The sequence below is a fragment of the Leifsonia sp. 71-9 genome (assembly GCF_001898805.1).
Classification (GTDB): domain Bacteria; phylum Actinomycetota; class Actinomycetes; order Actinomycetales; family Microbacteriaceae; genus Leifsonia.
Genome location: NZ_MKVJ01000014.1, coordinates 359,631 through 377,018, shown reverse-complemented (window position 1 = coordinate 377,018; position 17,388 = coordinate 359,631). Strand labels below are relative to the sequence as shown.

General features: G+C 69.4%; 12 protein-coding genes and 1 riboswitch. Of the genes, 8 read left to right on the top strand and 4 right to left on the bottom strand.

Going from position 1 to position 17,388, the window contains the following annotated elements; translation table 11 throughout:
• Position 1: 1 nt before the first annotated feature.
• Both nadA and BGO91_RS09005 read right to left on the bottom strand, forming a co-directional pair.
• Positions 2-1,300, bottom strand: a complete 1,299-nt coding sequence (gene nadA / locus BGO91_RS09010) for a quinolinate synthase NadA (protein WP_290472425.1) — start codon at positions 1,298-1,300, stop codon at positions 2-4.
• On the bottom strand, positions 1,297-2,022 hold the full coding sequence (locus BGO91_RS09005; RefSeq protein WP_290472424.1) for an NUDIX domain-containing protein: 726 nt from the start codon (positions 2,020-2,022) through the stop codon (positions 1,297-1,299). Before BGO91_RS09005 ends, nadA begins: the two co-directional genes overlap by 4 nt.
• A gap of 161 nt (positions 2,023-2,183) precedes the next feature.
• Positions 2,184-2,276, top strand: a riboswitch (glycine riboswitch).
• A 175-nt stretch (positions 2,277-2,451) separates the two neighbouring features.
• Between BGO91_RS09005 and gcvT the strand changes: the two genes are divergently transcribed.
• Genes gcvT through gcvP form a run of 3 tightly spaced genes read left to right on the top strand, consistent with a single transcriptional unit; the run spans position 2,452 to position 6,923 of the window.
• Positions 2,452-3,618 carry a glycine cleavage system aminomethyltransferase GcvT gene (gene gcvT, locus BGO91_RS09000; RefSeq protein ID WP_290472423.1) on the top strand — a complete coding sequence of 389 codons (1,167 nt, stop codon included), beginning with the start codon at positions 2,452-2,454 and terminating at the stop codon, positions 3,616-3,618.
• A gap of 2 nt (positions 3,619-3,620) precedes the next feature.
• Positions 3,621-3,992, top strand: coding sequence for a glycine cleavage system protein GcvH (gene gcvH, locus BGO91_RS08995; protein ID WP_290472422.1), 372 nt, complete (start codon positions 3,621-3,623; stop codon positions 3,990-3,992).
• 15 nt (positions 3,993-4,007) lie between these two features.
• The gene (gene gcvP / locus BGO91_RS08990; RefSeq protein WP_290472421.1) at positions 4,008-6,923 is read left to right on the top strand and encodes an aminomethyl-transferring glycine dehydrogenase; all 2,916 of its coding nucleotides are present in this window, start codon (positions 4,008-4,010) and stop codon (positions 6,921-6,923) included.
• Between the two features lie 91 nt (positions 6,924-7,014).
• On the opposite strand, the gene BGO91_RS08985 is transcribed toward gcvP, so the two are convergent.
• Positions 7,015-7,809 (bottom strand): CPBP family intramembrane glutamic endopeptidase, encoded by a 795-nt coding sequence (locus BGO91_RS08985; protein WP_290472420.1) that lies wholly within the window; start codon positions 7,807-7,809, stop codon positions 7,015-7,017.
• A 280-nt stretch (positions 7,810-8,089) separates the two neighbouring features.
• Between BGO91_RS08985 and BGO91_RS08980 the strand changes: the two genes are divergently transcribed.
• The 3 genes from BGO91_RS08980 (at position 8,090) to BGO91_RS08970 (ending at position 12,673) form a co-directional block, all read left to right on the top strand.
• Positions 8,090-9,850 carry an ABC transporter family substrate-binding protein gene (locus BGO91_RS08980; RefSeq protein WP_290472419.1) on the top strand — a complete coding sequence of 587 codons (1,761 nt, stop codon included), beginning with the start codon at positions 8,090-8,092 and terminating at the stop codon, positions 9,848-9,850.
• A 188-nt stretch (positions 9,851-10,038) separates the two neighbouring features.
• Positions 10,039-11,571, top strand: coding sequence for an ABC transporter permease (locus tag BGO91_RS08975; RefSeq protein ID WP_290472418.1), 1,533 nt, complete (start codon positions 10,039-10,041; stop codon positions 11,569-11,571).
• 46 nt (positions 11,572-11,617) lie between these two features.
• On the top strand, positions 11,618-12,673 hold the full coding sequence (locus tag BGO91_RS08970) for an ABC transporter permease (RefSeq protein ID WP_290472417.1): 1,056 nt from the start codon (positions 11,618-11,620) through the stop codon (positions 12,671-12,673).
• Between the two features lie 23 nt (positions 12,674-12,696).
• On the opposite strand, the gene BGO91_RS08965 is transcribed toward BGO91_RS08970, so the two are convergent.
• Positions 12,697-13,320 carry a PH domain-containing protein gene (locus BGO91_RS08965; protein WP_290472416.1) on the bottom strand — a complete coding sequence of 208 codons (624 nt, stop codon included), beginning with the start codon at positions 13,318-13,320 and terminating at the stop codon, positions 12,697-12,699.
• An 86-nt stretch (positions 13,321-13,406) separates the two neighbouring features.
• Here BGO91_RS08965 and BGO91_RS08960 point away from each other — a divergent pair, with 86 nt between their 5' ends.
• On the top strand, positions 13,407-15,200 hold the full coding sequence (locus tag BGO91_RS08960) for an ABC transporter ATP-binding protein (RefSeq protein WP_290472415.1): 1,794 nt from the start codon (positions 13,407-13,409) through the stop codon (positions 15,198-15,200).
• A 195-nt stretch (positions 15,201-15,395) separates the two neighbouring features.
• Entirely contained in the window at positions 15,396-17,312 is a 1,917-nt protein-coding gene (typA, locus tag BGO91_RS08955) for a translational GTPase TypA (protein ID WP_290472414.1), read from the top strand.
• Positions 17,313-17,388: the final 76 nt, after the last annotated feature.

The following is a 17,388-nucleotide window of genomic DNA, read 5'->3' as shown; positions in this document are numbered from 1 at the left end:
GTCAGGCCGCCATCGTGGTGTCCGGCCGGGCGGCGAGCATGCGCTCGAGGGCCACCCGTGCGGGCTCGGCGACCTCGGCCGGCACGCTCACCTGGTTGTAGACCTCGCCGCGCACCAGACCCTCCAGCACCCAGGCCAGGTAGCCGGGGTGGATGCGGTACATCGTCGAGCACGGGCACACGACCGAGTCGAGGCAGAAGATCGTGTGCTGCGGGAACTGCGCGGCGAGCCGCTGGACGAGGTTGATCTCGGTGCCGATCGCGAACGTCGAGCCGGCGGGCGCCGCCTGGATGGCCTTCACGATGTAGTCGGTCGAGCCGTACTCGTCCGCAGCGTCGACGACGTCCATCGGGCACTCGGGGTGCACGATCACGCGCACGCCGGGGAACTCGGCGCGGGCGTTCTCGATCTGGCCGACCGTGAACCGCTTGTGCACCGAGCAGAAGCCGTGCCAGAGGATGACGCGGGCGTCCTGCAGGGTCTGCTCGTCCGTCCCGCCCCAGGCCTTGCGCGGGTTCCAGAGCGGCATCTGCTCCAGCGGCACGCCCATCGCCTTGGCGGTGTTGCGGCCGAGGTGCTGGTCCGGGAAGAAGAGGACGCGCTGACCGCGCTCGAACGCCCAGTCCAGCACGGTCGCCGCGTTGGACGACGTGCAGACGATGCCGCCGTGCTCGCCGCAGAACGCCTTGAGCGCCGCCGACGAGTTCATGTACGTCACGGGGATGACCGGCGCGCGCCCCTCGGCGTCCGGCTCGGTGCCGTACAGCTCCTCGAGCTGCTCCCAGCACTCCTGCACCGAGTCGAGGTCGGCCATGTCGGCCATCGAGCAGCCGGCGGCGAGGTTCGGGAGGATGACGCGCTGGTCAGTCCGCGACACTATGTCCGCCGTCTCGGCCATGAAGTGCACGCCGCAGAAGACGATGGCTTCGGCCTCCGGGCGCGCCTTGGCGGCGTTGGCCAGCTGGAACGAGTCGCCCACGAAGTCGGCGAACTGCACGACCTCGTCGCGCTGGTAGAAGTGGCCCATCACGGCGACGCGGTCGCCGAGCGCGGCCTTGGCGTCGAGGATGCGCGTGTGCAGCTCGTCGGCGCTCGCCGTGCGGTACTCCTCGGGCAGCTCTCCCTGGCGCGGGGTGAACGCCGGGATGGGGTCGGCCATGGAGGCGCCCGGGCCGTACGAGGGCGGCGCGGCGTCGAAGTTCCACGGCGCCTCCACGAGGTCGGGGGTGCAGGTCGCGCCGTCCAGCTCTCCGCTGGCGATGAGCTGGATGGTCGTGTCGACCGAGGCGATCGTGGTCATTTCTCTCCTCCGAATGGGTGCTGCTGGCGCGGCAGGGGGCCCGCGTCGGCGAGGTCGATCGAGTCGTTGTACCGGTACAGGCGCGGCGGCCGGTGGGGCGTGCCGGTGAGGTACTCGTCCGTCGCGACCACGGCCCCGGAGGCCTCGATGGTGCGGCGGAAGTTGGCGGGGTCGAGGGCGCGGCCGAGCACGGCCTCGTGCACCTCCCGCAGCTGGGCGAGGGTGAAGCGCTCGCCGAGGAAGGCGTGGGCGATGCGCGAGTACTCCATCTTGGTGTGGAGGCGCCAGAGCGCGTACTCGACGATCAGCTGGTGGTCGAAGGCCAGCGGCGGGAGGTCGTCGGCGGGGAACCAGCGGACGTTCTCGCCCACGCTGGCGCGCTCGGCCTCGTCGGAGCGGACCAGCGCCCAGTAGACGATGGAGACCACACGGTCGCCGGCGGGGGAGCGGGAGGTGTCGCCGAAGGCGTACAGCTGCTCCAGGTAGCGCGGCGTCAGCCCGGTCGTGTCGTTCAGGGTGCGGGCGGCGGCGAACGCGAGGTCCTCGTCTCCGCGCAGCGGTCCGCCGGGGAGCGCCCAGCGGCCCTCGAACGGCTCGCGGATGCGGCGCACCAGGGGGAGCCAGACCTGCGGCAGGCCGCCCGTCTCGTCGTCCTTGCGCAGGGCGAAGATCACGGTCGAGACGGCGAGGATCGCGCTCGCTCTCGTGTGCTCCGTCGTCATGGCCGCTCCCGGCTGGTGGATGGTGCCCTAAAAGTCATCGTGACTCTAACGTGGCTTCATCTTAGTGTCATGCGGACCAGAACGCCAAGCCGAGGTGAACAGGAGGTGACGCGCGGCGGACTCCGTTATGCTGACGACCATCAACTGAACACAGGGCCGACGAGGTCGATGCGGGAGAGTCGCGCGCGTGCGTGCGACACCGAAGGAGCAATCCTCCCCGACAATCTCTCAGGTACGCGTACCGCATCGGACTGGCCACTCTGAAAAGCAGGACGGCGACCGCCGTCCTCGCCCAAGGTGAAAATCGGCGATGCCCGCGACGGGCGGCGCCGGTGAAGCTCTCAGGCCGGATGACAGAGGGGGAGTTCTTCCCGGGGCGGGTGACCGCTCCTTGCAGCCCCCGGCCGACGGCCGGCGATCGGAGAACTCATGACCTCGCAGGACAGCGCGCCGCAGCAGAGCGGCCGCCTCTCTCCCCTTCACGACGCCCACGCCGCGGCCGGCGCCTCGTTCACCGACTTCGCCGGCTGGCAGATGCCGGTGCGCTACTCGAGCGATCTGGCGGAGCACCACGCGGTGCGCAGCGCCGCCGGGCTCTTCGACCTTTCCCACATGGGCGAGATCGTGCTCATCGGCCCGGAGGCCGGGGTCGCCCTCGACTACGCGCTCGCCGGCAAGCTCTCGAGCCTGGCGATCGACCAGGCCAAGTACTCCCTCCTCCTGTCCCGGGCCGGCGGCATCGTCGACGACCTCGTCGTCTACCGCACGGGCGAGGACCGCTACATGGTCGTCGCCAACGCGGGCAACCGCGAGGTCGTCGCCGAGGAGCTCCGCGACCGCACCTCCCCGTTCGACGTCGAGGTCTACGACGAGAGCGACGACATCGCGCTCATCGCCGTGCAGGGCCCCGCGAGCCTCTCCATCCTCCTCGCCACTCCGGGCTTCAGCGTCGAGGGCGGCGACATCGGCGAGCGCCTCGCCGCGCTCAAGTACTACTGGAGCATCCCCGCCGAGTTCGAGGGCCACCAGGTGCTCATCGCGCGCACCGGCTACACCGGCGAGGACGGCTTCGAGCTCTACCTCGCACCGGACGAGGCGCGCACCCTCTGGGACGCGCTGCTGGAGGCCGGGGCCGAGCAGGGCCTCGTCCCCGCGGGTCTCGCGAGCCGCGACACGCTGCGCCTGGAGGCCGGGATGCCGCTGTACGGCCACGAGCTCGGCCTCGACACCAAGCCCGCCTCCGCCGGGCTCGGCCGCGTGGTCAACCTCGCCAAGGAGACCGACTTCGTCGGCCGCGCCGCCAGCGAGGACGGCCCGCACCCCGAGGCGCGCGTCCTGGTCGGGCTGATGGGGGAGGGCAAGCGCGCGGCGCGGGCCGGCTACCCCGTCGTGGTGCCCGGTGCGGACGGCGCGGACGAGGTCGTCGGCGTCGTCACCTCCGGCGCCCTCTCGCCGACCGTCGGCGTCCCCATCGCGATGGCCTACGTCGACCCGCGTCTGGCCCGTCCCGGCACCGAGCTGCACGTCGACGTGCGCGGCAGCCGCCTCCCGTTCACCGTCACCGCCCTCCCCTTCTACAGCAGAAAGAAGCACTGACCATGGCCGCAGAGCAGGACCTCAAGTACACCGCCGAGCACGAGTGGCTGCTCGTCGAGGGCGACGTCGCGACCGTCGGCATCACCGCCTACGCGGCGGAGAAGCTGGGCGACGTCGTGTTCGTCGAGCTGCCCGCCGTCGGCAGCACGGTGGCCGCCGGCCGCGTGGTCGGCGAGATCGAGTCCACCAAGTCGGTCGGCGAGCTCTTCGCACCGGTCGACGGCACGGTCGCCGAGGTCAACGACGCCGTCGTCGACGCCCCCGAGCTGGTCAACAGCGACCCGTTCGGCGAGGGCTGGCTGGTGAAGGTCTCCTTCACCGAGCTCCCCACCCTGCTCAGCTACGACGAGTACACCGCCCTCACGGGCGAGTGAGGCGAACCCCCGCACATGACTGAACTCTTCCAGGCGCGTCACATCGGCACCGACGGCGACGCGCAGCGCACGATGCTGTCCGCCCTCGGCGACGCCCACGCCCGCGCGTACGGCTCCGTCGAGGAGGTCGTCGCGGCGGCCGTCCCCGCGGGCATCCGCGTCGATCCCGCCTACCGGCCGGCCCTGCCGTCGCCCGCGAGCGAGCGCGCCGCGCTCCGGGAGCTGCGCGCGATCGCCTCCCGCAACACGGTCAACCGCTCGCTCATCGGGCTCGGCTACTACGGCACGATCACCCCCGCGGTGATCAAGCGCAACGTGCTCGAGAACCCGGGCTGGTACACGGCGTACACGCCGTACCAGCCGGAGATCTCGCAGGGCCGCCTGGAGGCACTGATCAACTTCCAGACCATGGTCGCCGACCTCACCGGGCTCGACACCGCCAACGCGTCGATGCTCGACGAGGGCACCGCCGTCGTCGAGGGGATGCTGCTGGCGCGCCGCGCCTCCAAGGCCGCCTCCTCGCGGTTCGTCGTGGACGCGGACACCTTCCCGCAGACGCTCGCCCTGCTCCGCAACCGCGCGGAGGCCGTCGGCATCGAGCTGGTCGTGCGCGACCTGGCCGCCACCCCGGCCGACGCTCCGGAGCTGACCGACGCCTTCGGCCTGTTCGTGCAGTACCCGGGTGCCTCGGGCCGCGTCTGGGACCCGGCGGGCGCCATCGCCGCGGCGAAGTCCGCGGGCGCGGTCGTCGTGGTCGCCGCCGACCTGCTCGCGCTGACCCAGCTGCGCTCGCCGGGCGAGCTGGGGGCCGACGTCGCCGTCGGCACCAGCCAGCGCTTCGGCGTCCCGATGGGCTTCGGCGGTCCGCACGCGGGCTACATGGCCGTGCGCTCGGGCCTCGAACGCCAGCTGCCCGGCCGGCTCGTCGGCGTCTCGCAGGACGCCGTGGGCAAGCCCGCCTACCGCCTGACCCTGCAGACCCGCGAGCAGCACATCCGCCGCGAGAAGGCCACGTCGAACATCTGCACCGCGCAGGTGCTCCTGGCCGTCATGGCGGCCATGTACGCCGTCTACCACGGCCCGCAGGGGCTGCGCGCGATCGGGCGTCAGGTGCACCTGACCACCGCCGCGGTCGCGGACCTCCTGCGCGCCTCCGGTGTGGACGTCGTCTCGAACTCGTACTTCGACACCCTCCAGGTCGCCGTCGACGATGCTGCGGCAGTCGCGGAGCGCGCCCACCAGCGCGGCCTGCTGCTGCACGCCACCGACGCCGGCCTCGTCTCGCTCAGCGTGGACGAGGAGGTCGCCGCCGACCTCCGCGACGGCGACTTCCCGCTCGCCGACCTGGTCGCGGTGCTGGGCGGCACCCTGCAGGGCACGCCGGAGCTCGTGCTCCCCGCCGAGGACGCCTTCGACGGCGCCCTCGCCCGCACCTCCGCCTACCTCACGCACCCGGTGTTCAACACCCATCACTCCGAGACCGCGATGATGCGCTACCTGCGCCAGCTGCAGGACCGCGACTACGCCCTCGACCGCGGCATGATCCCGCTCGGGTCGTGCACGATGAAGCTCAACGCCGCCACCGAGATGGAGGCCGTCACCTGGCCCGAGTTCGCCGCCCTCCACCCGTTCGCCCCCGCGGCGGACGTGCAGGGGTCGCTGGCGCTCATCGACCAGCTGGAGTCCTGGCTCGCCGACGTCACCGGCTACGACACGGTCTCCCTGCAGCCGAACGCGGGCAGCCAGGGCGAGCTCGCCGGTCTGCTCGCCATCCGCGGCTACCACCGCTCGCGCGGCGACGACCAGCGCACCGTCTGCCTCATCCCGCAGAGCGCGCACGGCACCAACGCGGCCTCGGCCGTGCTCGCCGGCATGCGCGTCGTGGTCGTGGCGACCGACGAGCTCGGCAACGTCGACCTCGACGACCTGCGGGCCAAGATCGCCGAGCACGCCGACGCCCTCGCCGCGCTCATGATCACCTACCCGTCGACGCACGGCGTCTACGAGCACGAGGTCGTCGCGATCACCACCGCGGTCCACGAGGCCGGGGGACAGGTCTACGTCGACGGCGCCAACCTCAACGCGCTGCTCGGCTACGCCCGGTTCGGCGACTTCGGCGGCGACGTCAGCCACCTCAACCTGCACAAGACGTTCTGCATCCCGCACGGCGGCGGCGGTCCCGGCGTCGGACCGGTCGCGGCGAAGGCGCACCTCGCTCCGTTCCTGCCCGGCCACCCGCTCGCGCAGGACGCGACCCACCCGCTCGCGGGCGGGGGACGCGTCGAGCACGGCGGCGCCCCGGTGTCGGCTGCGCCGTACGGCAGCCCGAGCATCCTCCCGATCAGCTGGGCCTACGTGCGGATGATGGGCGCGGAGGGCCTCCGCGACGCGACCGGCGCCGCGGTGCTCGCCGCCAACTACGTCGCCGCCCGCCTGCGCGACCACTTCCCGGTGCTCTACTCCGGCGACGCCGGGCTCGTCGCGCACGAGTGCATCCTCGACCTGCGTCCGCTCACCGAGCGCACGGGCGTCACGGTGGACGACGTCGCCAAGCGTCTCGTCGACTACGGCTTCCACGCCCCGACGATGTCGTTCCCGGTCGCCGGCACCCTGATGGTGGAGCCGACCGAGAGCGAGGACCTCGCCGAGCTCGACCGCTTCGTGACCGCGATGATCGCGATCAAGGCGGAGGCCGACGCGGTCGCCGCCGGTGCGTGGCCGGCCGACGACAACCCGCTGCGCGGTGCGCCGCACACGGCCGAGTCCGTCGTGACCGCCGACTGGAGCCACCCGTACACCCGCGAGCAGGCGGTCTACCCGGTCCCGGGTCTCGTCCGCGGCAAGTACTGGCCGCCGGTGCGCCGGATCGACCAGGCCTACGGCGACCGCAACCTGTTCTGCGCCTGCCCGCCTCCGGAGGCCTTCTCCTGAGCCCTGCCCGCCGCTGACCGAGTGCGGTCTCCCGGCACGTCCGCCGTCGTCCGACGCGGCGCGGTCGTACCGGGGGGCCGCATTCGCCGTCTCACGCGAAGATCGACGGCCACCAGGCGACGGCGAGGGGATACCCCACGAACGACACGATGTCGATGACGACATGCGCCACCACGAGCGGCATGACGCGGCCCCAGCGGGTGTAGCACCAGCCGAACACGACGCCCATGATCGCGTTGCCGATGAACGGCCCGAAGCCCTGGTAGAGGTGGTAGCTGCCGCGGAGCACGGCGGCGCCCAGGATGATCGACCAGCGGCTCCAGCCGAGCTGACGCAGCCGGGTGAAGAGGTAGCCGACGACGATGACCTCCTCCTGGAGGCCGGCCCGCAGCGCCGCGAGGACCAGCACCGGCACCGTCCACCAGTGCGTGGTCAGGGACGACGCCTGGACCTCCACCGTGATCCCGAGCAGCCGGGTGAGGGCGAAGAACAGGATGCCCGGGATGCCGATGACCAGGAACAGCAGCCCGCCGCGTCCCAGATCGCCCCAGGGCCGGGTCGCGTCGAGGCCGATCCGCCGGAAGCCGCTGCGCGCCGGCTGCCAGAGCAGGAAGATCGTCAGCGCCACGGCGAACAACGGGAACAGGTTGCCGAGCACCTGGTAGAGGAAGTCGAAGAGCTCGCGGCTCGACTGCGACGGGTTGACCTGCGCGACCTGGTCGGCGAGCGCCTGCGGGCGCGTGCTCTTGTCGATGATGTCGACGATCGAGTAGATCGCGGACTGCCCCAGCGAGAGCCCCAGGACGAGGGCGATCTCCCACCACAGCCGGGCTCGCCCGGTGCGTTCCACGGGGGTCTCGCCGGACCAGGTCGGTGCGCTGCTCATATGTGCATCCTGCCAGGCGGCGAGCCACCCGGCGTGCAGTGGCCCGGAGCGTCTGAGAGCACTCGAATCGGGCGCAAGCGCTTGAAATCCTGCGCCGGGCGATGCATTCCGGACGTTTTCGAGCAGAGTGCGCAACAATCCGCCGACTGAGTTACCACTGTGTAACGTTTCCGGGCCTCATTTTGCATTGGCGGCGTGCGCTACCTAGGGTCATTCTTATCGAGCGCGGACCGGGCACTCTCGCATGCCCGTGCTGCGCACACTTCGCACAGGAGGAACATTGAAGACACGCAGATCGCGGCTGCGCCCCGTCGTCGGGGCCGTCGCTGTCGCTGCTGCAGCCGGACTGATTCTGTCCGGTTGCACCACGAGCGGCTCGTCGAATGAGGGCGGCACCGGGGGCAAGACCGTCACTGTGGCGCAGGTGAACGAGGTCACGTCGTTCAACTACAACACGCCGCAGGGCAACCTCGACATGAACGGCATGCTCAACTACATGACGCAGCCGACGTTCTACACCCTCGACCAGAACTACCGGGTCGTCCACAACACGGACCTCGGCACGTACAAGAAGCTGAGCGACAACCCGCTCAAGGTCGAGTACACGCTGAACAGCGACGCGAAGTGGTCGGACGGGACAGCGATGACCGCCGACGACCTCCTCCTCGGCTGGGACCAGCTCTCGTGCTACCACGACTCGTCGACCACCGACGACCAGGGCAACGTCACCAAGGGCACGCAGTACTTCTCGACGGCGAGCGGCTGCGTCTTCTCGACGGGCCTGCCGACCGTCAGCAGCGACAACAAGAGCATGACGATCACCTACGACCAGCCCTACGTGGACTGGGAGATCATGAGCCCGATCCAGCTCCCCGCGCACGTCGTGGCCGCGGAGATCGGCTCGACCACCAAGGACCTGAGCAAGGCGATCCTGGACACCCCGAAGGGTGACAAGGACAACCCGGCGCCGGCCAACCCCGTCCTCGAGAAGGCGGCGAAGTTCGTGAACACGGGCTTCGACACCACCTCGCTGCCGAAGGACAAGAAGCTCTACGTCTCCGGCGGACCGCTGATGGTCACCGCCTGGACGCCGAAGCAGTCGATGACCCTCGTCCCGAACCCGGAGTACAAGGGCAAGCACGCCGTCTCGTTCGGCAAGCTGGTCGTCCGCTTCATCGCTGACGCGAACGCTCAGGTCACCGCGCTCCAGAACGGCGAGGTCGACGCGATCCAGCCGCAGGCGTCCGCGGACACCGTCAAGGCGCTCAAGGCGGCCTCGGGCATCAAGCTCGAGCAGGGCAGCCAGGTCGCCTACGACCACCTCGACCTGAACTTCAAGTCGCCGACCTTCACCGACCCGACCGTGCGCGAGGCCTTCCTGCTGACCGTTCCGCGTCAGGACATCCTGAACTCGATCGTCACCCCGATCAACCCGGACGCGAAGGTCCTCGACTCGCAGATCTTCCTGCCCGGTCAGGACGGCTACGACGAGTCGGTCAAGGCGAACGGCTCCTCGGCCTACGACAAGGTCGACATCGACAAGGCGAAGACGCTCCTCGCGGGCAAGACGCCGACGGTGAAGATCCTGTACAACTCGCAGAACCCGAACCGTGTCGACTCCTTCCAGGCCATCCAGGCGTCGGCCGCCAAGGCCGGCATCAAGGTCGTCGACGGTGGCTCGCCGCAGTGGAGCTCGCTCCTCGCCGGTGGCGACTACGACGCGTCGCTGTTCGGTTGGGCCAACCCGGGTGCCGGCAACGCGCAGCTCCCGCAGCTCTTCCAGATCGGCAACGGCAGCAACTACAACAACTTCAACGACCAGCAGGCGAGTGACCTTGCTGTGAAGTCGCAGGTGACGCTGGACACGTCGGCGCTGCAGGACATCAAGATGCAGCTCGACAAGATCTCGTTCGAGCAGGCGTACGGCCTCCCGCTGTTCCAGCTGCCGGGCCTCTTCGCGAACACCAGCAAGGTGACGGGCATCGGCTACTTCGGTGGCCAGAACGGCATCTTCTGGAACGTCTGGGACTGGAAGAAGTAACACCTACCTCGTCCTCCCGGACACGCTAGAATCACTCAATCACTCGGGGCGCCGGATCCTGGATCCGGCGCCCCATCCATGGGCGGCCACTCGACGACCCGTCACCGATGGCCTGCCGGCCCGGACAGCACCTGTCCGGGCGGCAGGCCGTCACGGCTGCCCACGCTAGCCTGAGGTGCTCGTTTTCTATGGTGAGTTTTATTGCGAGACGCGTTGGCGTCTCGATCCTGATCCTCGTCGCCGCGTCGTTCATCATGTATGTCCTGACCGCAGGCTCGGGGAACCCCCTCCAAGACCTTCAAGGCAGTTCGTCGCCGAACAAGCAGGCGCTCATCGACGCGCGCGTGCACGCTCAGCACCTCGATCTGCCGTCTCCCGTGCGCTGGCTGCTGTGGCTCGGCGGTGTCGCACGATGCATCGTCCCGCTCGGCGGCGCCTGCGACCTCGGCACGACCTTCCAGAACCAGTCGGTCGCCCAGCTGCTCCCGCAGGCCATGGCGGCCACGCTGCAGCTCGTCGTGCTCGCCTTCGTGCTCGCCGTCATCCTCGGCGTCGCGCTCGGCATCGTCACGGCGCTCCGCGCCTACTCGGGCTTCGACTACTCGATCACCCTGGTGAGCTTCTTCCTGTTCTCCCTGCCGGCCTTCCTCGTGGCCGTGCTCCTGAAGACGTTCGTGGCCATCGGCTACAACAACTTCCTGGCGGACCCCGTCATCGGGATACCCTCGCTGATCCTGATAGCGGTGATCGTCGGATTGATCGTCCAGCTGATCACCGGAGGCACCTGGGGCCGGCGCGGCATCGTGTTCCTTATCGCTGCGGTGCTGACGGCTGGGATCCTGGCCTACATGTCGGCGACGGACTGGTTCCTCAAGCCCTCCCTCGGCCCGGTGGTCGTCATCGTGTTCTGCGTCGCGATCGGCCTGGCGGTCGTCGCGCTGCTCGCCGGACTGAACAACCGCAAGGCGTGGCTCACGGCGGGCATCAACGTCGTCGTCGCGATCATCTGCTACTTCTCGCTCCAGGGGCTCCTCAACGTGTCCTCGCTCGCGACCCTGGTCATCCTGGGCGTCGTCGCGATCGTGGTCGGCCTGCTCGTCGGCTTCTTCGTCGGCGGCTACGACCGCGGCCTGATGATGCGGATCGGCGCCATCACGGCGTTCTTCACGTCGGGCGTCATCGTCATCGACCGCCTCATGCGCTCGTGGCCCGCCTACCTCGACATCACGAACGGCCGCCCGATCGCCACCGTGGGGTCGCAGACCCCCGGTCTCGAGGGCGACGTCTGGATCACGAGCCTCGACTCGTTCACCCACCTGCTGCTGCCGACGCTGAGCCTCCTGGCGATCAGCTTCGCCGGCTACACCCGGTACGCGCGCTCCGGCATGCTCGAGGTGCTCAACCAGGACTACGTCCGCACGGCGCGGGCCAAGGGCCTCCCGGAGCGCACTGTGGTCGTGCGCCACGCCTTCCGCAACATGCTGATCCCGATCACCACCCTCGTCGCCACCGACATCGGTGCGCTGCTCGGTGGCGCGGTGATCACCGAGAACGTCTTCGGCATCAGCGGCATGGGCCAGCTGTTCATCACGGGCCTGTTCCGCACCGATGTGAACCCCGTCATGGGGTACTTCCTGGTGATCGCGATCACGGCCATCGTGTTCAATTTCCTCGCCGACCTCACCTACTCGGTGCTCGACCCCCGGGTGCGTGTGCGATGAGGACGGCAATGACGGTCTTCGCGACCATGAAGGAGGAGGTGGCTCGATGAGCACCCTTCAGGGCAATCTGCCGGAACCGAACCTCGGCCGCGACCTCGAGACGGCGGACGCCGGGGACGGCGCGCGCGGCGAGAGCCAGGGCCGGATCATCTTCCGGCGCTTCATGAAGAACAAGGTGGCCGTCGCAGCCATCATCATCTTCCTGCTGATCCTGATCTTCTCGATCTCCGCGATCGGCCTCGGCCCCATCCCGGGCTGGTGGCACTACTCGTACCGCCAGCTGAACGCGCAGCTCAACCAGGGCGCTCCCACTCTGACGCTGTGGCCGTTCAGCCTCGGCGAGCACCCGTTCGGCCAGGACCGCATCGGCAAGGACTACTTCGCGCTGACGATGCGCGGCATCCAGAACTCCGTCCTCGTCATGATCGTCATCGGCCTGTTCGCCACCGTCATCGGTGTCGTGGTCGGCGCTCTCGCCGGCTACTTCCGCGGCTGGGTGGACTCGGTCCTGATGCGCATCACCGACATCTTCATCGTGATCCCGGTGCTCGTCATCGGCGTGATCGTCGGCCAGACCGCCAACGGCCTGAACGCCTTCGTGCTCGCGCTGCTGCTCGGCCTCGTGTCGTGGATGGTGATCGCGCGACTCGTTCGCTCCGAGTTCCTGGCGCTGCGCGAACGCGAGTTCGTCGAGGCGGCCCGCGTCGCGGGCGCGTCGGACATCCGCATCATCTTCCGCCACATCCTGCCGAACGCGATCGGCGTCATCATCGTGAGCTCGACCCTGCTGATCGCCTCGGCGATCCTGCTCGAGACCGCGATCAGCTACCTCGGCTTCGGCATCAAGTCGCCGGACTCGTCGCTCGGCCTGCTCATCAGCTCGAACCAGAGCGCGTTCACCACGCGCCCGTGGCTGTTCTGGTGGCCCGCCGTGTTCATCGTGCTGCTCGCGCTCTGCGTGAACTTCATCGGTGACGGTCTGCGCGAGGCCTTCGACCCGCGTCAGCAGCGATTCAGCCTGCGCCACACCAAGGATCAGCCGGTGCCCGAGCCGGACGAGCCGGCCGAGACCGCGTCGGCCGGTCGAGCGGCCGGATCATGACCGCCGCAGCAGCCATGGCGGGCTCAGCCCAGAAGCACGAAGAAGCTGGCCACCAGCAGCACGAGCAGCGCGGCGCTCAGCCACACGTGCACCTGGATGCGCACCGGGGCCGTGTCCGCGACGCCCAGCTCCAGCCGGCCGCTGTCGCGCAGCTCGCTCCAGCGGTCGCGCACCAGGTACGCGGCCTGGCCGGAGTCGGTGCCGAGCAGGTCGCCCGGGCGCACGGTTCCGTCGTCGCGGGTCGGCGCGGGGCCGACCTTGCCACGGCGCTCGGCACGAGCGGCCCGCGAGGCCGCGGCCCGGCCGGGCGCGGGGGCCACCCAGGCGCTGAATCGCCGTCCCGGCGTGAACAGCGTCAGAGCGTGGCGGGTATCCACCTGGATCAGCGCCTCCCACGGGATGAACACCGTGCGGAACACGTTCCGCAGCTCGGTTCCGTCGTCGTCCACGACGAGGCGGGGGCGCCAGAGGACGGCCCACGCCGCCAGCGCGACGAAGGCGACCGGGACCAGCACCAGCGGCTGCCGCAGGCTCGCGTGCACGGCGATGTAGCTCACCAGGGCGAAGGCGTCGAGCGCCCAGGCGGTGATCGCCAGTCCGCGATTGAACGTGGAAACGAAGACGACCCGGGTTCCGAACTCTGCCATGGTCCAATCGTGGCAGACCTGTTTCGCAGCCCCAACTCACTTGTGTCACCTGCGGCTCGACTGAGCCGGGAAAGGGTTGCTAGCTGATGGCTACAGTGACCGAAGATCTGCCCGTTCTCGAAGTCGAGGGCCTCAACGTCGACTTCGCCGTCGACGGCTACTGGGTGCCCGCCGTGCGCGACCTCGGCTACCGCATCCGCCGCGGCGAGGTCATGGCCCTCGTGGGCGAGTCCGGTTCGGGCAAGAGCGTCAGCTCGATGTCCGTGCTCGACCTCCTCCCGGGCAACAGCCGCGTGAGCGGCAGCATCAAGCTCAACGGCCGCGAGCTCCGCGACCTCTCCAAGCAGCAGATGCGCGGCATCCGGGGCAAGGAGGTCGCCGTCATCTTCCAGGAGCCGATGACGGCCCTGAACCCCGTGCTGACGGTCGGCTTCCAGATCGTCGAGACGCTGCGCATCCACTTCGGGATCTCGCCGCACGAGGCCAGGGAGCGGGCGATCGTCCTCCTCGGCATGGTGGAGATGCCCGACCCGGAGAAGGCGTTCAACTCCTACCCGCACCAGCTCTCGGGCGGTCAGCGGCAGCGTGCGATGATCGCGCAGTCGATCGCCTGCGACCCCGGACTGCTCATCGCCGACGAGCCGACGACCGCGCTCGATGTGACCGTGCAGGCCGAGATCCTCGACCTCATCCGCAACCTGAGCGACAAGCTCGACAGCGCCGTGCTGCTGATCACCCACGACATGGGCGTGGTCGCCGACCTCGCCGACCACGTCGCGGTCATGCGCCACGGTGAGATCGTGGAGCAGGGCACCACGCAGGAGATCTTCCGCGCGCCGAAGCACCCGTACACGAAGGCCCTGCTCGAGGCCGTGCCGCACCTCGGCACCGGCTCGGGCGACGACGCGATCGACGTGACCGCCTCCCTCATCGCCGCCAGCGGTGCGGACGTGGAGGTCAGCGAGGACGTCCTCCGCCAGATCGCCGTGAACGAGGAGGCGCTGCAGGAGGCCCACGAGATCGCCGAGGAGCTGGCCTCGCGTCCCGCGGTGCTCCAGTTCTCCGACGTCGTGATCGAGTACCCCGGCCGAGGCCGGGTCAAGGCGTTCCGCGCCATCGACGGCGTCGACCTCACGGTGCACGCCGGCGAGGTCATGGGCCTCGTCGGCGAGTCCGGGTCCGGCAAGACCACGCTCGGCCGGGCGGCCATCGGCCTCCTCCCGATCACGAGCGGCACCCTGAACGTGGTCGGGACGGACCTGTCGCGGCCCACCCGCAGCCTGGTGCGTCAGGTGCACAAGAACGCGGGGATCGTCTTCCAGGACCCGGCGTCGTCGCTGAACCCGCGCATGACGATCGGCCAGTCGATCGGCGAGCCGCTCCTGCTGGCCAAGAAGGCGTCCGGACGCGGCCTCGAGCGCGAGGTGAAGAGCCTGCTCTCGTCGGTCGAGCTGCCGCACTCCTACTACAGCCGCTACCCGCACGAGCTGTCGGGCGGCCAGAAGCAGCGCGTCGGCATCGCCCGCGCCCTGTCGCTGCGCCCCGACCTGCTCATCGCCGACGAGCCGACCTCCGCGCTCGACGTCTCGGTGCAGGCCAAGGTGCTGGAGCTGCTCAAGGCGCTGCAGGCCGAGTTCCAGTTCGCGTGCTTGTTCATCACCCACGACCTCGCGGTCATCGACATCCTGGCCGACCGCATCGCCGTGATGCACCACGGCCGGCTTGCCGAGGTGGGCACGCGCGACGAGATCCTCCGCAACCCGCAGGACCCGTACACCCAGCGCCTGATCGCCGCGGTGCCGCTTCCCGACCCCGACGTGCAACGCGAACGCCGCGAACTGCGCGCGCAGATCCTCTCGGCCGGCTCGGACGAGAAGTAGCGTTCGTCAGAAGGGCCCGTCGGCGTTGCGCCGTACGGGCCCTTCTGCGTTTGCGGGGCCTCCGGGGGCGACGATTCAGCTGGGAGCGTGAGCAATTGCCCTCCCGTTCATGTGCGTGCGGCGTTCTGTGGTAGTCGATGGGGATAGAATGGACCGTTCCCCGAAAACCACCTGACGAGAGTCGAGCCTTCACGCATGTCCGAGAACGCCGTCGCCCACCGCGACGATCTGCGCAACGTCGCGATCGTGGCCCACGTCGACCACGGCAAGACCACGCTGGTCGATGCCATGCTGCGCCAGACGAACTCGTTCGGTGACCACGAGCACGTCGAAGAGCGTGCGATGGACTCCAACGAGCTGGAGCGTGAGAAGGGCATCACGATCCTCGCCAAGAACACGGCGATCTCGTACAAGGGCAAGCACGCCACCAACGGTCCGATCACCATCAACGTGATCGACACCCCGGGCCACGCCGACTTCGGCGGCGAGGTCGAGCGCGGTCTGTCCATGGTCGACGGCGTCGTGCTGCTCGTCGACTCGAGCGAGGGCCCGCTGCCGCAGACCCGCTTCGTGCTGCGCAAGGCGCTCGAGGCGAAGCTCCCCGTCATCCTCGCGGTCAACAAGACCGACCGCGGCGACGCCCGCATCGAGGAGGTCGTGAGCGAGAGCCAGGACCTGCTGCTCGGTCTCGCGAGCGACCTCGCCGACGACGTCCCCGACCTCGACCTGGACGCCATCCTCGACGTGCCCGTCGTCTACGCGTCCGGCCGCGCCGGCGCCGCCAGCCGCAACCAGCCCGCGAACGGCGAGCTGCCCGACAACGACGACCTCGAGCCGCTGTTCGAGGCGATCCTCGAGCACATCCCGGCGCCGAGCTACGACCCCGAGGCGCCGCTGCAGGCCCACGTCACCAACCTCGACGCGTCGCCGTTCCTCGGCCGTCTCGCGCTGCTCCGTATCTTCAACGGCACCCTGAAGAAGGGCCAGACCGTCGCGTGGGTCCGTCACGACGGCGATGTGCACAACGTGCGCGTCACCGAGCTGATGATCACGAAGGCGCTCGACCGCTACCCGGCCGAGAGCGCGGGCCCCGGTGACATCGTCGCCGTCGCCGGCTTCGCCGACATCATGATCGGCGACACCCTCGCCGACCCGGACGACGTGCGCGCCCTCCCGGCCATCCACGTCGACGAGCCCGCGATCTCCATGACCATCGGCACGAACACGTCGCCGCTGGTCGGCAAGATCAAGGGCCACAAGCTCACCGCCCGCATGGTGAAGGACCGCCTCGACCGCGAGCTGATCGGTAACGTCTCGCTCCGCGTGCTCGACATCGGCCGTCCCGACGCGTGGGAGGTGCAGGGCCGCGGCGAGCTCGCGCTCGCCATCCTCGTCGAGCAGATGCGTCGCGAGGGCTACGAGCTCACCGTCGGCAAGCCGCAGGTGGTCACCAAGCGCGTCGACGGCAAGCTGCAGGAGCCGTACGAGCACCTCACGATCGACGCCCCCGAGGAGTACCTCGGCGCGATCACTCAGCTGCTCGCCGCCCGCAAGGGCCGCATGGAGAACATGGCGAACCACGGCACCGGCTGGGTCCGCATGGAGTTCATCGTCCCGTCGCGCGGCCTGATCGGCTTCCGCACCGAGTTCCTGACCACCACCCGCGGCACCGGCATCGCGAACGCGATCTCGCAGGGCTACGACGAGTGGGCCGGCCAGATCGTCACCCGCAGCAACGGCTCCATCGTGGCCGACCGCGCCGGTGTGGTCACCCCGTTCGCCATCATCGCGCTCCAGGAGCGCATGACCTTCTTCGTGAACCCCACCGAGGAGGTCTACGAGGGCATGGTCATCGGTGAGAACTCGCGCGCCGACGACATGGACGTGAACATCACCAAGGAGAAGAAGCTGACCAACATGCGTCAGTCGACGGCCGACAACTTCGAGTCGATGACGCCCTCGCGTCAGCTGACGCTCGAGGAGTGCCTGGAGTTCGCCCGCGAGGACGAGTGCGTGGAGGTGACCCCGGAGGCCGTGCGCATCCGCAAGGTCGAGCTCGACGCCACCGCCCGCGGCCGCGCCGCCGCGCGCCTCAAGCGCCAGGACGCCTGAGCCTCACCGCTCCGTAAAAGGGAGGGGATTCGTCACGAATGTGGCGAATCCCCTCCCTTTTGTGCGCATTCGGCAC